This window comes from Arthrobacter sp. ISL-48 (assembly GCF_018613805.1).
Taxonomy (GTDB): domain Bacteria; phylum Actinomycetota; class Actinomycetes; order Actinomycetales; family Micrococcaceae; genus Arthrobacter.
Map to the genome: position 1 here is coordinate 451,955 of NZ_JAGGPL010000001.1, position 13,837 is coordinate 465,791.

Sequence of the window (13,837 nt, forward strand, 5' to 3'; positions counted from 1 at the left end):
ATATCATAGCCTTGCGTCTGCACCCAGGTCTCGGGTAACTCAAGTCCGGTATCCCGGCTTTGGGTGAACGGCGTACTTTGGGGGAGGACTCGCATGTCTCAGACTGGTCTCGTTGAGCAGCGGCACGCCATCGGTAGCAGCAAGGCCCCCCTGGGGTGGCTGATCTTGCTGGGTGCTGTTGTGGTAGCCGCGCTCGGACTGTTTTTCGCTGCCAACAGCGGCACAACCCCGGCCCTCGTGACCAGCGACTTCTCCGTTCTCGTGTCCGTTCTGTTGGCTGGCGCCAGCTGCGCCCGGGCGGCGCTGCGTAATGGAGGCGATGCCAGGGCATGGGCGTTCATGTCCGGGGCCGCTTTCACCTGGGCGGCGGGCCAATCCGTCTGGACCTTCTACGGGCTGGCCTACGACCACGTTTACCCCTTCCCGTCCCTGGCGGATGCCTTCTTCCTTATGTATGTGGTACCGGCCACGGTTGCGCTCTTTAGCTTCAAACGGCGCGGTGGGACCCGGGTGGCCATGTTCAGGACATTGACGGACCCCGCGGTCATCGCCGGCTCGGTCCTGGTCATCAGCTGGTACGCCGCACTGGGGCCCGCGCTTAGCTCCGATGGCGGCGACCTCCTCACACATCTGACGGGATTGGCGTACCCCGTAGTGGACGTGATCATCACGTCCCTCGTGCTGGTGCTGGCGATGCGCCGGCAGCCGGGTGAGCGGCTGCCATGGCTGTGCTTCGGCGGCGGGCTGCTGATCCTCACCATCACTGACAGCATCTACGTGCGGCTGACGTTGGAAGGCGTTTCCGGGGTGACCGGTTCGCCCCTGGCACTGGGCTGGGTCGTGGCATTCCTCCTGATTGCCCTGGCACCACTGGTGCCGTTTGCAGAGAATCCACATCCGGACCGCAAAGCCTTTGCGCTGGGGCTGGAACTCCTGCCGTACGTGCCGATCCTGGTCTGCGTCTACTTAATCGCAGCACCGCACGCTGACGAACTGGGTCCCTTCCTGCTGGTGGTCACAACGGTAACGGGCATTATTCTGCTGGTGCGGCAGGTGCTGATCATTATAGAAAACATCACCCTCACCACCGGCCTGGAGCTGGAAGTCGCGGCCCGTACTGCCCAGCTGGAGGGACTGGGGGCGATCGTTAACTCTTCGTCCGACGCGATCTTTGCCACCACTCCGGTCGGTGTCATCACGAGCTGGAATCCGGGCGCGGAACGGCAGTACGGGTACACGGCCGGGGAAGCGCTCGGCCGCGATGGGCGGTTCCTCCTTACGCCCGGCAATCTGGACCGGGATATGGAGGCGTTCGGGCGGCTTGATGACACGGATGCCATGAGCTACGAAACGGAGCACCTGAAGAAGGACGGGAGCGTCATTTCCGTATCCCTGACCGTTTCCGCAATCCGCGAGGGCGGGCAGCTCCGTGGCACGGCTACGATCGCCCGGGACATCACCCAGCGCCGGGCCGAGGAGAAGGAACTGCAGGCGGCCCGGGAGGCGGCGCTGGAATCCAGCCGGCTGAAGTCGGAATTCCTGGCCACCATGAGCCACGAGATCCGGACGCCTATGAACGGCGTCGTGGGGCTGACGGCCCTGTTGCTGGAGACGCCCCTGAACGAGACGCAGCAGCAGTACGCCCAGGGCGTCAAGAGCGCCGGTGAGGCCCTGCTGGCGCTCATTAACGACATCCTGGACTTCTCGAAGCTGGAAGCAGGAAAGGTGGACCTGGACGTCAGGCCTTTCGACCCGCGGCTCCTGGTGGAGGAAGTGGCAGGCCTCCTGGCCGAGGCGGCGCAGGCCAAGCAACTGGAACTCATTGCCTACTGCGATCCGGCTGTTCCGGCACTGCTGCAGGGCGACGCTGGCCGGATCCGCCAGATCGTCCTGAACCTGGCGTCCAACGCGGTGAAGTTCACGGCGTCCGGGGAGGTCTCCATCCGCGTGCGGGCGGACCACAGCGATGGGGACGGCCCCGGGAAGGGCACCAAGAAACAGGGCACGGCCAACGTGCACTTCGAGGTCCGCGACACCGGCATCGGCATCGATCCGGCCGATCATTCGCGCGTGTTCGAGTCCTTCTCGCAGGCGGACGCCTCTACCACCCGGCGTTACGGCGGCACGGGCCTGGGTCTGGCCATCTGCAGCCGGCTGACCGAGGCCATGGGCGGAGAGATCGGGCTGGAAAGCCTCCCACAGCAAGGCAGCACGTTCTGGTTCCAGATCCCGCTGCCGGTCGCCCCGCATTCCACCGCCCCTATCCCCGCCGCCGGCCTCCTGAACGCGCTCCGGGTGCTGGTGGTGGACGACAACGCCACCAACCGGCTGGTCCTGGAATCTCAGCTCCGCGGCTGGCGGCTCCAGCCGGAAGCCGTACCTGACGCCCGGTCCGCCCTGGCCCGGGCGCGCGAGGCAGCCGCTGCCGGCGAGTCCTTCGACATCGCAGTCCTGGACCTCTGCATGCCCGACGTTGACGGCCTGGAGCTAGCCCGCGAGATCAAGGCCGACGCCGGGCTGGCGGACCTCGAGCTTATCCTGCTGACCTCCAGCATGGAGGTCAATGCGGCGGAAATGGCCGACGCCGGTGTGCGCGAATGGCTCATGAAACCTGTCCGAAGTTCCGAGTTCTACAACCGCCTGGTCCGACTGATGTCCACCCGGGTACCGGCAGTTCCGGCCGCGAAGGCACCAGCCGCGGCTCCCTTGGAGGCGGCCCAGACTGAGCCGTCCCGCGGCCGCATCCTGGTAGTGGAGGACAACGAGGTGAACCAACTCGTGGCACGTGCAACGGTGAAGAAGTTCGGCTACGCCGTGGATGTCGTGGCGAATGGCGCGGAAGCGGTGGCCGCCACGGCGTCCGCAAGTTACGCGGCAGTGCTGATGGATTGCCACATGCCGGTGATGGACGGCTTCGAGGCCACGAGGGTCATCCGGAGCCGGGACGTAAGGCACACCCACCTTCCCATCATCGCCATGACCGCCGGAGCGTTGGACGGCGACCGTGAACGCTGCCTCGCCGCGGGCATGGACGACTACCTCTCCAAGCCGGTGGACGCGGCGGAACTTAAGGCGGCGCTGGCCCGCTGGATTCCCGAACAGGCCGATGCAAGGGAGCGCCCGCCCTCAGTGGATCCGGCGCGGCTGGCCATCCTGCGCGAGCTGGGTCCCGAGGATGGCATGGGTCTGCTGCGCGCGACGGCCGAGGCGTTCCGCCGGGACGTTCCCGCCCGCCTGGCGGCACTGCGCAGGGCAATCGACGACGGCGGCGGGCTGGCTTTGTCGCAGGCAGCCCACGCGCTGAAAGGGGCCGCGGCCAACATCGGGGCCACGGCTTTGGCCGGTCTGTGCGGCGAGCTTGAATCGATGGGACACAACGGAAACCACGACGGCGGCCCGCAGCTGGTCGGCCGGCTGGAGCGGGAGCTGGAACGGGTGGACGCGGAACTGGACGAAGCCCTGACGGTGGTGCGGTGAAAGTCCTGGTCGCGGACGACGATCCTGGCTCGCTCCTGGTGGCCAGGGCCGCCGTCGAACGTTACGGCCATGACTGCATTGCGGCCGCGGACGGCGACGAAGCGTGGGCGCTGTACCTGGAGCACCAACCCGATGTGGTGGTCACGGACTGGATGATGCCAGGGATGGACGGGCTGGCGCTGTGCCGGGCAATTCGGGCGCGGGAGGCGGACCTATACACGTACATCGTCATGCTGACCTCGCAGGGGTCCCGGGACGATGTGCTGGCCGGGCTCGAGGCCGGCGCGGACGACTACGTCACCAAGCCGCTAGACCCCTTCGTGCTGCACGCACGGCTGCTGGTGGCCCTGCGGGTGACCACGCTGCATGCCGATCTGGCGCATTACCGGAAGGTGCTCTCGCAGCAGGCGCGGACGGATCCGCTCACAGGCCTGCTGAACCGGCTGAAGCTCTCCGAGGACCTGGAGCAGCTGCATGCCCGCAGTGAGCGGTACGTCGAGGAATACTGCCTGGCCATGTGCGATGTGGACAACTTCAAGAGCTATAACGACATTTACGGCCATCAGGCGGGCGACCTCGCGCTGCGGGCAGTGGCGGCCGCCTTGGTGAGCCAGGCGCGGAAGAGCGACGGTGTGTACCGGTTCGGCGGAGAAGAGTTCCTGGTGGTCCTGCCCAACCAGACGCAGGCCGACGCCAAGGCGTTCATGGAACGGGTGCTGGGCAGCATCCGGCAGCTGGAGATCGAGCACATAGGCGACCCGGCCGAGTATCTGACGCTCAGTGCCGGGATTTCGGCGTTCACCGCCGGGCACGCAGTGGAGGCTGAGCAACTGCTGGGTGAGGCCGACGCCGCTTTGTACGCGGCCAAGGCGGCCGGCCGGAATCGCGTGGAACTGTCGCTCTAGCTCCTTGGCTCTACCTTTTTGGCACTAGCTTTTGCCAGCGCGGCTACGCTGCTTCTTTGCGGGCCTTTGTCTGGGCAGGGTGGTTCTGCGTGGGCTTTTCCTGTGCGGTTTCGGGAACCGGCGTGTCCTGGGCAGCTTCCTGTGCCCACTCAATCTCGACCGCGTGGCGGTTTCGGTGCCAGCGGCGGACCAGGTCGACGGTGGCCATGAGGCCGGCGAGTGGCGTGAGGACGGCTGCCGCGTAGACGAACAACATCCATGTCAGCGTGGCGATGGGCGGATTGTTGTCGTTGAGCATGGACAGGCCGCCCAGCAGGCCGGCGGCCCAGAAAAGCAGGACCGCCGCCAAAACCGCAGCTGCGGGGAAATACTGGTTCTTCACGATTTTCTTCAGGGTTTCCATGCAAATCCTCCTGCCTGTCCGGGGGCGGTCACCGTTCAACACCAGTATGCGGCTGCGGGGACCCATGGACCGTGCAACACGCAGGGGGTTGTGATGAACCTAACTCAGCCCGGCGTTTTGGTCTTCCCCATAGCAAGCCTTCGGAATACGGTGGAACTGTCCCCTTACTGCCCGGTAGCTTGATCCAGGTCTGCCGGTCCATATGCCTTGGAGATCCTTATGCGCAAAGTTACCGCTGGCCTGTTCCACTCCGTCGACGGCGTGGTATCCGAGCCGAATCTGTGGCAGTTCGACAGCTTCGACCAGGAAATGGGCCAAGGCATGACGGCATTCATGGAGCGGTCAGACACTGTCCTGCTGGGCCGGGTCAGCTACCACGAGTGGGCTGGCTACTGGCCGAACGCCGCGCAGGACGACGACTTCGCCGGCTTCATCAACCCGGTGGAGAAGTTCGTGGCCTCCCGCACCCTGACGGGCCCGCTGGAGTGGCAGAACTCGCACCTCATGGACGGTTCCCTGGAGGACTTCGTGGCAGGGCTGAAAGAGCGCGACGGCGGCGAGATCGCTGTGTGCGGCAGCATTTCCTTGGTCCGCCAACTGCTGTTCGCCGGGCTGCTGGATTCCCTGACGCTCATGACCCACCCGGTGGTGGCCGGGAGAGGCCGGCGGCTGTTCGAAAGCGACGACCCGATTACGCGGCTCAGCCTGCAGGACCAGTACCGGACCAGCAAGGGCAACGTCATCAGTACCTACGGGCTGCTGGCCGAATAGCTGCTGAAAACTGTGGTGCCGCTACTGTCGGCGATGCTTAGGACCGGTTCCGTTCCAGTGCCTGGCCGATAATCCGGGCGCCTTCAGGGAAGGCCCCCGGGTTGGACCCGGAGTAGTTGAGGCGGATGAACGGGCCAGCAGGTTCGGCCGGGAACCACTCGTCGCCAGGGGCGATGATGACCCCTGCGGTTTCGCAGTCGCGGGTCAGCCGCCCAAGATCCGTGCCATCAGGCAACCGCGCCCACAGGTTCAGGCCGCCCTTGGGCACCTGCTCGAGGTGCGCCTGAGGCGCGTGCTGGCGCAAGCTGGTGACCAATAGGTCGCGCCTGGACTCGAGCTGATGGCGGAGGGTGCGCAGGTGCGTCTGCCACCCGGGCTGCGTCACGACGTCGAGCGCTGCCGCCTGGAGCAGCCCGCTGACATACATCGACTCGGCGGCCCGGTTTGCGAGGATGCGCTCCCGCGCCGGACCGCAGGCGATCACCGCGGCGACGCGGATCGACGGCGACACACTCTTGGTCAGCGAGCGCAGGTAGACAACGTGGCCGGAGTCGTCACGGGAGGCGACGGGTACAGGGTTGGACGTGATGCCGAAGTCGTGGGCCCAGTCGTCCTCCACCAGGAACGCACCCTTCGCACGCACCACGTCCAGGACCTGTTCACGCCGATCGGTGGCCCACTGGGCACCGGTGGGGTTGGCGTAGTTGGGCTGGGCGTAGAACAGCCGCGCGCCGGACTCTTCAAATGCGCGGTCCAGCTCCGCCGGGTCCGGTCCGTCAGGACCGCTGGGCACCGGGACAACCCGCACACCAGCCTGCGCGGCGGCCAGGATGGCGCCCCAGTACGAGGGCGATTCCATCAGCAACGGCTGCCCGCTGCCGGCGAGAGCGCTGAAGATGGAGCTCAGCCCGCTCTGGCTGCCAGGGAGTACGACGACGTCGCTCGTGTTCGGAGGGGTGGTCCCGGCCGGCGTCGAAGCGCCGAGTTCGCGTGCGAACCACGACTGCAGTTCCGGCAGGCCCGCGGCGGGCGGACGGCACAGGGCTGCGTCGCCGCGGGCCGCGCGGGTGAGGGCGGCCCGCACCAGCCGCTCGGGCAGGAGCTCGCGGTCCGGGTAACCGGAGTGGAACCCGATGGCATCGTTGGCCACGTTCCGCATGGTGCTGGAGGCCAGGGGCAGCGGCGCCAGCGGGGAGCGGAGAGCCGCCGTCTGCCAGCCATAGTCCGACGGACGCGCGGTCCGAACGGCCCGCACGAACGTGCCGACGCCGGGCCTGCTCTCGATGAGCCCCTGTGCCGTCAAAGCCTGCAGGGCCTTCTGCACCGTCACCGGACTTGCCCGGTATTCGGCCACCAGTGACCGGGTGGAGGGCAGCTTGGATCCCGGCGCTGCTTTGCCGATCCATTCGCGCAGTCGCACTGCAATCCGTGAACTGCTATCGTTGTTCATGAGAGACAACAGTAGCGCTACTACGCTAATTCGGCCAGTGATACCGTCACGTCGGCCTACCGGGCTCTGGTGGGGGCTTCTCGGAGTAGCGGCATTCTCGTTTACCATTCCATTCACCAAGCTAGCCGTCGCCAGCCTGTCCCCGCTGTTCATCGGGTCCGGCCGCGCTGTCGTGGCCGCCGTACTGGCCGCGTCCGCACTGGCACTTGCCCGGCAGCGCCTCCCCCACGGCCTGCAGTGGGCGCGCCTCGGGATGGTGGCCGCCGGCGTCGTCGTCGGGTTTCCCCTTCTCACGTCCTTCGCGCTCTCCACTACCCCGGCCAGTCACGGTGCCGTGGTCGTTGCCCTGCTCCCGGCCGCAACGGCGACGGCGGCAGTCCTCCGGGGGCGCGAGCGTCCCCGGCTGGCGTTCTGGTTCATCACCGGAGCGGGCGCGCTGGCGGCCATCGCCTTCGCTTCCATGCAGTCCGGCGGTTTCGGGCAGCTGCACTGGGCGGATGTGCTGCTCCTCGGCGCCGTGGTGGCTGCTGCCATCGGCTACGCGGAGGGTGGCCTGCTGGCCCGCGAGCTCGGCGCGTGGCAGACCGTGTCCTGGGCGCTGGTGCTCGCGTCGCCGCTGATGGTCTTCCTGACAGCCATCGCTATGGCCCAGCAACCACCGTCAGCCACACCGGTCCAGTGGGCGGCGTTCGGCTACCTGGGCGTAGTGAGCATGTTCCTTGGCTTCTTTGCCTGGTACCGCGGCCTCGCCATCGGTCCCATGGCCCAGGTCAGCCAGATCCAGCTTACCCAGCCGGTACTCACCATCTGCTGGGCAGGCCTCCTGCTGGGCGAGGCCCTGACCTGGACCACCATCATCGGCGGCTTCGCGGTCATCCTCTGTGCCGGAGCGGCGGTGCGGGTCCGGCTGAAGCCGGCCCCGGCTGAGCCCTCACGCCTCCCCGTTAAATCCCTCCAGTCTGCAGAGGATTAGCACCATGTACATGCCAGCCCATTTCGCCGCAGGCCCCGAAGCCATCCGGAGCCTTCTCACCCGGCCCGGCGCAGCCAACCTGGTCACCATGACATCGCAGGGGCTCCTGGCCACCCTGCTCCCCTTCGCCTACGACCCCTCGGTGGGCGAACACGGCGCCCTGCACGCCCATGTGGCCCGGAACAACACGCAGTGGTCCGAGCCGGCCATCGGAGAGTCACTCATGATCATCCAGGGGGCCGACGCCTACATTTCGCCGTCCTGGTACGCATCCAAGGCCGAACACGGACGCGTTGTGCCCACGTGGAACTACTCGACGGCGCACGTGTACGGCACCCTTGTTGTCCACGATGACCCGGAGTGGGTTGCCGGCCAGGTCAGGCGGCTCACCGGCATAAACGAAGCCGCCTTTGACCACCCGTGGAGCGTCGAGGATGCGCCGGAACGCTACGTCGAAGGCCAACTGCGCGCCATCGTGGGACTGGAACTGGTCATCACCAGGATCGAGGCGAAGGCGAAACTCAGCCAGAACCGGCCCGACGCGGACATCGAAGGCGTGGTGGCAGGGTTGAGCGCCCGGGGGTTAGTGGAGAGCGCCGCCGACGTCGAACGGGCCAGGGCCGACGGCGATTAGCGCGCCACCAGCGCTTCGCTGGCCTCCCATAGGCCGCGGGCCAGTTCGGCGTCGTAGGCCTGCGGGTTCGCCTTTGCCAGGGCACGCTTCGCGTAGTAGGCGCCGGAGACCCAGTCAGTGACGGCGGTTCCGTTGATGAGCCACAAAAGGGTGTCGGCGCCCTGGTCCGGGCTGAGCATGAAGCGGTTCACGACGGTCTTGTAGGCATGGCGCCAGGGACTGGTGGAGTCCGCCGCGAAGTTGGTGGCCACCACGCCTGGGTGGAACGCCGCCGTCGTGATTCCGGCATCACCGAAGCGGCGGTGCAGTTCGTTGGTGAAGAGGATGTTGGCGAGTTTGGCCGTACCGTAGGCGCGGTTGGTGGAGTACTTGTGCTCCGCGTTGAGGTCGAAGAGGTCCAGCTTGCCGAAGCCGTTGGCGCCGCTGGAGGTGTTGATGATCTTGGCGCTGCTGGCGGTGAGGACGTCCATCAGTTCGCTGGTGAGCAGGAACGGGGCCAGGTGGTTGACCTGGAAGGTGGACTCGTTCCCGTCCACGGTGAGCCGGCGCGTGCCCATGATGCCGCCGGCGTTGTTGGCCAGGACGTCGATCCGCGGGTAGTTTTCCTTGAGCTGCGCGGCGAGGGTGCGGACCTGGGCCAGTTCGGCGAAATCGCTGACGAAGTAGTCGGCGTCGAGCTCCTTGGCGACGGCGCGCGTCTTCTCCGGCGAACGGCCGACGACGACAACCCGCTCCCCTGCCTTTGCCAGTGTCCGCGCGGCTGCTGCGCCGATGCCGTCACTGGCTCCGGTGATCACGATGGTGCGAGGGGTCAAGGGGTGTCCTTTGGTAAGGGAATCGGGGCGAAGTTTTCCGATGGGCTGCCGCTTGGCACAACGACGGCGGGGCGTCAGGTGTTCCCGTTCAGGCGTAGGGCGCTCCGCTACCCAAGCCCTTTCCCGAACCGGTATTCATGGGTAATCTGAAGGAAATCACGGCCTCGGAAAAGGTCATTCCGGGTTGATGATAGGTGCTCATGCAAAGGGCCCAATGGCGCCGTCCGGACGAGGTGAAAAATGGCCATCACAGGACGTTCATCTGAAGGGGTAGCCGCCACGGCCGCGCCCGCAGTGGCGCCGCGGCGCAAAGGCAGCCTCATCGTCACCTGGATCACCTCCACTGACCACAAGGTCATCGGGTACATGTACCTGATCGCATCGTTTGTGTTCTTCATGATGGCTGGGGTGATGGCCCTCCTCATCCGGGCTGAACTCTTCGAACCCGGCATGCAGATCCTGCAGACCAAGGAACAGTACAACCAGCTGTTCACGATGCACGGCACCATGATGCTGCTGATGTTCGCCACCCCTCTCTTCGCCGGCTTCGCGAACGTCATCATGCCGCTGCAGATCGGTGCCCCCGACGTCGCTTTCCCGCGGCTGAACGCGCTGGCCTTCTGGTTCTTCCTCTTCGGCTCAAGCATTGCCGTCTCGGGTTTCATCACGCCGCAGGGCGCGGCGTCCTTCGGCTGGTTCGCCTACGCGCCACTGAATAACACCACGTTCACCCCCGGAATTGGCGGGGACCTGTGGGTGTTCGGCCTGGCGCTTTCCGGGTTCGGCACCATCCTTGGCGCCGTCAACTTCATCACCACCATCATCTGCATGCGCGCCCCCGGGATGACGATGTGGCGCATGCCGATCTTCACCTGGAACACCCTGGTCACCGCGATCCTGGTGATCATGGCGTTCCCGCCGCTGGCTGCCGCCCTGTTTGGCCTTGGTGCTGACCGGCGTTTCGGTGCCCACATCTATGACCCGGAGAACGGCGGGGCCGTCCTGTGGCAGCACTTGTTCTGGTTCTTCGGCCACCCGGAGGTCTACATCATCGCACTGCCGTTCTTCGGCATCGTGTCCGAGATTTTCCCGGTCTTCAGCCGCAAGCCGATCTTCGGCTACAAGGGCCTGGTCTATGCGACGATTGCCATCGCTGCCCTGTCGGTGACCGTGTGGGCACACCACATGTACGTGACCGGCTCGGTGCTGCTACCGTTCTTCGCCTTCATGACCATGCTGATCGCGGTACCCACCGGGGTGAAGTTCTTCAACTGGATCGGCACCATGTGGGGCGGTTCGCTGACGTTCGAGACGCCCATGCTGTGGAGTCTTGGCTTCCTGGTGACGTTCCTCTTCGGCGGCCTGACCGGCATCATCCTGGCGTCGCCGCCGCTGGACTTCCACGTGTCTGACTCCTATTTCGTGGTGGCGCACTTCCACTATGTGGTGTTCGGCACCGTGGTGTTCGCGATGTTCGCCGGCTTCTATTTCTGGTGGCCAAAATTCACCGGAACCATGCTCAACGAACGCCTGGGCAAGATCCACTTCTGGATGCTGTTCCTGGGCTTCCACGGAACGTTCCTGATCCAGCACTGGCTCGGCGCAATGGGCATGCCCCGCCGGTACGCGGACTACATGCCGCAGGACAACTTCACGTGGATGAACCAGTTCTCCACCATCAGTTCCTACCTTCTGGGAGCCTCGCTCATCCCGTTCCTGTGGAATGTCTACACCACCTGGCGGGCCGGCGAGAAGGTCACCGTTGACGACCCGTGGGGCTTTGGTGCCTCGCTGGAGTGGGCCACGTCCTGCCCGCCGCCGCGGCACAACTTCACGTCGCTGCCGCGCATCCGTTCCGAGCGCCCGTCCTTGGACCTGCACCACCCGGAGATCCGGGTCCGTGAACACGAGCCCGTGCACAGCGCGGCCGCCTCAGCCCTGGGTGCCGCCGACATCGGGGAAAAGGACGTGCGGGACCCCAACCCGGACAAGTAGCCGACCGGCGCCCCGTGCAGTGGTGCGTTAGTGGCCCCGGGGACTGGCGGTGGTGGCAGATCCGGAACGTACCGCAGGGCGCCAGGTGCTGAGGAGGGCAAGGCCTGCCGCTGTCGCTGCGCTGAGTACCACCGCCCCCATCCAGAGCGAAATGGGCCAGCGGATCCCGTCCACCAGCGCGAAGGCCACCAGCTGACCTGTCCACACCAGCGCCGCCAGTCCGGCTGTGACTGCTGGTAACCGCCGGCCCAGCCAGACTTGTGGCAACAAGGCAAGGAGCACATCTGCCACCACCGCCGCCACCGTGGCTCCGGCCGCTCCGGCGATCGTCGTGGGGCGGAAGCCCACCATCCCGGCGGGCAGCCAGGCGACAGTTGCCACCAGCATGGTGACTATCCCGCGGGCGGGATGCCTCGCCACGGAGAGCGTGAAGAGAAAGGGAGCTACGATCAACGCGGTGGTCAGCAGGTAACTTGCAAGGGTGATGATTACCGGCATCTCCGACTGTATCCGGCCAGGGCTGCCGATCGGCATCGGAATGAAAAAGGCAGTCGGCCCTGGCCGGACGAAGGCCGAGCAGTAAATGAGAAAGAATGCACCCAGCCCGGTCATTAGGACCACGGCCAGAAGCCCCGCCGTCGTCAATTCAAAGTTGCCGGCCCCGCTGGCAGAGCGTGCGCTCCGGACAGCAGTGCCCAGGATGAGGAAGAGGCTGAACCCCAGCAACAGGTGGGTCGGGCTGACCAGGGCATCGAGGGAGATTTCGATCCCCAGAAGTTCGTGCCATACCAAGTCCAGACCGCCGGCAACGGCAAAAAGGGCAATACCAACCACCGTCCCCCGGTAGCCGGCCGGAATGGCCTCCGCGAGCGGCTGCCGGGTACCCGGTTCCTCCAGATCACCGCAGCCGTCCACAGCGCCATAACGGCCAGGCCGGAGTAGAGGGCCCCGTGCCACGGCGTGAAAAACGTCTCCAGCCCGGGGAGGTTCAGGTGTGCCCAGCCGTCCAGGAAGACGGCCAGCAACAGCCACAGACCTAGCAGCTGCGTCACCAAGTCCCGGAATCGGTTGGTCTTAAGGTCGCCGCGTGTCATGTCAATCATCGTCGTCTTCACCCCGGACTATTGCTGCCAATCATCTACAGCTTGACCCTCAATTCGTCCGGCCGCCAGAGCCCCTTTGGAAGCAGGTGTCTACCCCTGCCGCAGACCCTAGCCGAGCGGCTGCGGGTGAATGTGCGTCCAGTCCCGGGTGCTCCGACCCGGGCACGGGTAGGTGTGGATCACGCCCTTCTTACTCCCGGTTCATCCAGCTTGCTGGCTTTTCCCCCAACTTGCCAGTCCGGCCCGTGACCCAACTGCCAAATGTCTGGAAGCACACCTGGGTTAACAAAAGCAGGACCGGTCAATGACCGGTCCTGCTTTGAAAATGAAACCCTAAGGCCCCAGAATCTCTAATGAATTAGAGTGCCTGGATGTTGACGGCCTGGGGACCCTTGGGGCCCTGCTCGGTTTCGAAGGAAACCTTCTGGTTCTCTTCGAGTGAGCGGAAGCCGGAAGAGGCGATCGCGGAGTAGTGAGCGAAAACGTCCTGTGAGGAGTCATCGGGGGAAATGAAGCCGAAGCCCTTTTCAGCGTTAAACCATTTGACGGTACCAGTAGCCATTATTTTTGTCCTTCGTGAAGGTGGAGGAAAAGTCCCGACTTTCGGGTCCTCCGGTGTGGGGTGTTCAAAACCGCTACTTCAGAAGAACGCGGACTTTCGACCGCGCGTACTGCCTGAACTACGAACTGCTAAAAACACAACAACAGAAACGACTCTACACGAGATTTAGCGGCCGTCTGACCATCACCCCCGTCTGGGCCCATTGTGAGTGGAACTGCCCCCGCGTATCGTGACAAATGCTGGGGTCTTTTCAAAGGAGAACAGATCATGAGCAGTGGCAAATTCATCCGGATCAGAAGCCTCGCAGCACTCGCCGCAGTGGCCGTACTTGCCACAGGAAGTGCGGGCATCGTCACGGCGGCCCCGCCGGGAGTTCCGGCCATCCCCCTGAATGCCGGACAGGAAACGCCCAAACCGAATTCGGGCGCCAACGGTTTCTTCAGCTACACCGTCGACGGCACCTGGTTCTGCTACACCCTGGAGGCACAGAACCTCTCGACCCCTGCGGTTGCCGCCCATATCCACCTGGCACCCCGGAATGTTGCCGGCCCCGTTGTCATTCCGCTCACCGTGGGCTCCGGAACCACCTGGAGTGTCAGCGACTGCACCACCGCCACTGCCTCCCTGCTTGAGTCGGTAGCCGACAGCCCGGGCGACTACTACGTCAACGTGCACACCACCGCCCACCCGAGCGGCGAGATCCGGGGGCAACTCAAATAGCGACGACGGGCCGGGATGGTGCCACCCCA

The 13,837-nt window shown here is 65.3% G+C and carries 12 protein-coding genes; 7 read left to right on the plus strand and 5 right to left on the minus strand.

Annotated features, from left to right (window positions below):
• The first annotated feature begins 93 nt into the window (after positions 1-93).
• Entirely contained in the window at positions 94-3,477 is a 3,384-nt protein-coding gene (locus J7E83_RS02015; protein WP_214958736.1) for a response regulator, read from the plus strand.
• Positions 3,474-4,382 carry a diguanylate cyclase gene (locus J7E83_RS02020; RefSeq protein WP_214958737.1) on the plus strand — a complete coding sequence of 303 codons (909 nt, stop codon included), beginning with the start codon at positions 3,474-3,476 and terminating at the stop codon, positions 4,380-4,382. The genes J7E83_RS02015 and J7E83_RS02020 overlap by 4 nt, the downstream gene beginning before the upstream one ends.
• 43 nt (positions 4,383-4,425) lie before the next feature.
• Here the strand turns inward: J7E83_RS02020 and J7E83_RS02025 are convergent, their stop codons facing one another.
• A complete protein-coding gene (locus tag J7E83_RS02025; protein ID WP_251043285.1) occupies positions 4,426-4,785 on the minus strand; it encodes a hypothetical protein in 360 nt (119 codons plus the stop codon).
• 219 nt (positions 4,786-5,004) lie between these two features.
• Here J7E83_RS02025 and J7E83_RS02030 point away from each other — a divergent pair, with 219 nt between their 5' ends.
• Positions 5,005-5,556: a dihydrofolate reductase family protein gene (locus J7E83_RS02030; protein WP_214958738.1), complete on the plus strand. Its 552-nt coding sequence runs from the start codon at positions 5,005-5,007 to the stop codon at positions 5,554-5,556.
• A 37-nt stretch (positions 5,557-5,593) separates the two neighbouring features.
• On the opposite strand, the gene J7E83_RS02035 is transcribed toward J7E83_RS02030, so the two are convergent.
• On the minus strand, positions 5,594-7,006 hold the full coding sequence (locus J7E83_RS02035) for a PLP-dependent aminotransferase family protein (RefSeq protein ID WP_214958739.1): 1,413 nt from the start codon (positions 7,004-7,006) through the stop codon (positions 5,594-5,596).
• Here J7E83_RS02035 and J7E83_RS02040 point away from each other — a divergent pair.
• Positions 7,005-7,979 (plus strand): DMT family transporter, encoded by a 975-nt coding sequence (locus tag J7E83_RS02040; protein WP_214958740.1) that lies wholly within the window; start codon positions 7,005-7,007, stop codon positions 7,977-7,979. The two genes, J7E83_RS02035 and J7E83_RS02040, sit on opposite strands and share 2 nt — an antisense overlap.
• 4 nt (positions 7,980-7,983) lie before the next feature.
• On the plus strand, positions 7,984-8,613 hold the full coding sequence (locus J7E83_RS02045) for an FMN-binding negative transcriptional regulator (RefSeq protein WP_214958741.1): 630 nt from the start codon (positions 7,984-7,986) through the stop codon (positions 8,611-8,613).
• Here J7E83_RS02045 and J7E83_RS02050 read toward each other — a convergent pair.
• Positions 8,610-9,428: an SDR family NAD(P)-dependent oxidoreductase gene (locus J7E83_RS02050; RefSeq protein WP_214958742.1), complete on the minus strand. Its 819-nt coding sequence runs from the start codon at positions 9,426-9,428 to the stop codon at positions 8,610-8,612. The genes J7E83_RS02045 and J7E83_RS02050 overlap by 4 nt on opposite strands.
• Before the next feature lie 240 nt (positions 9,429-9,668).
• Here J7E83_RS02050 and ctaD point away from each other — a divergent pair, with 240 nt between their 5' ends.
• Positions 9,669-11,423, plus strand: coding sequence for a cytochrome c oxidase subunit I (gene ctaD, locus J7E83_RS02055; protein WP_214958743.1), 1,755 nt, complete (start codon positions 9,669-9,671; stop codon positions 11,421-11,423).
• A gap of 27 nt (positions 11,424-11,450) precedes the next feature.
• Here ctaD and J7E83_RS02060 read toward each other — a convergent pair whose 3' ends face one another.
• Both J7E83_RS02060 and J7E83_RS02065 read right to left on the minus strand, forming a co-directional pair.
• Entirely contained in the window at positions 11,451-12,380 is a 930-nt protein-coding gene (locus tag J7E83_RS02060) for a hypothetical protein (RefSeq protein ID WP_251043286.1), read from the minus strand.
• Positions 12,381-12,884: 504 nt separating this feature from the next.
• Positions 12,885-13,088: a cold-shock protein gene (locus J7E83_RS02065; RefSeq protein ID WP_024365339.1), complete on the minus strand. Its 204-nt coding sequence runs from the start codon at positions 13,086-13,088 to the stop codon at positions 12,885-12,887.
• A gap of 267 nt (positions 13,089-13,355) precedes the next feature.
• Between J7E83_RS02065 and J7E83_RS02070 the strand changes: the two genes are divergently transcribed.
• Entirely contained in the window at positions 13,356-13,808 is a 453-nt protein-coding gene (locus J7E83_RS02070; RefSeq protein WP_214958744.1) for a CHRD domain-containing protein, read from the plus strand.
• Positions 13,809-13,837 lie beyond the last annotated feature (29 nt).

What these genes read in the sequence shown, in the direction of transcription:
- J7E83_RS02040 (WP_214958740.1), top strand. Translation starts at nt 7,005, where the DNA reads ATGAGAGACAACAGTAGCGCTACTACGCTAATTCGGCCAGTGATACCG.
- J7E83_RS02030 (WP_214958738.1), top strand. Translation starts at nt 5,005, where the DNA reads ATGCGCAAAGTTACCGCTGGCCTGTTCCACTCCGTCGACGGCGTGGTA.
- J7E83_RS02070 (WP_214958744.1), top strand. Translation starts at nt 13,356, where the DNA reads ATGAGCAGTGGCAAATTCATCCGGATCAGAAGCCTCGCAGCACTCGCC.
- J7E83_RS02025 (WP_251043285.1), bottom strand. Translation starts at nt 4,785, where the DNA reads ATGGAAACCCTGAAGAAAATCGTGAAGAACCAGTATTTCCCCGCAGCT.
- J7E83_RS02015 (WP_214958736.1), top strand. Translation starts at nt 94, where the DNA reads ATGTCTCAGACTGGTCTCGTTGAGCAGCGGCACGCCATCGGTAGCAGC.
- J7E83_RS02065 (WP_024365339.1), bottom strand. Translation starts at nt 13,088, where the DNA reads ATGGCTACTGGTACCGTCAAATGGTTTAACGCTGAAAAGGGCTTCGGC.
- J7E83_RS02035 (WP_214958739.1), bottom strand. Translation starts at nt 7,006, where the DNA reads ATGAACAACGATAGCAGTTCACGGATTGCAGTGCGACTGCGCGAATGG.
- ctaD (WP_214958743.1), top strand. Translation starts at nt 9,669, where the DNA reads ATGGCCATCACAGGACGTTCATCTGAAGGGGTAGCCGCCACGGCCGCG.
- J7E83_RS02045 (WP_214958741.1), top strand. Translation starts at nt 7,984, where the DNA reads ATGTACATGCCAGCCCATTTCGCCGCAGGCCCCGAAGCCATCCGGAGC.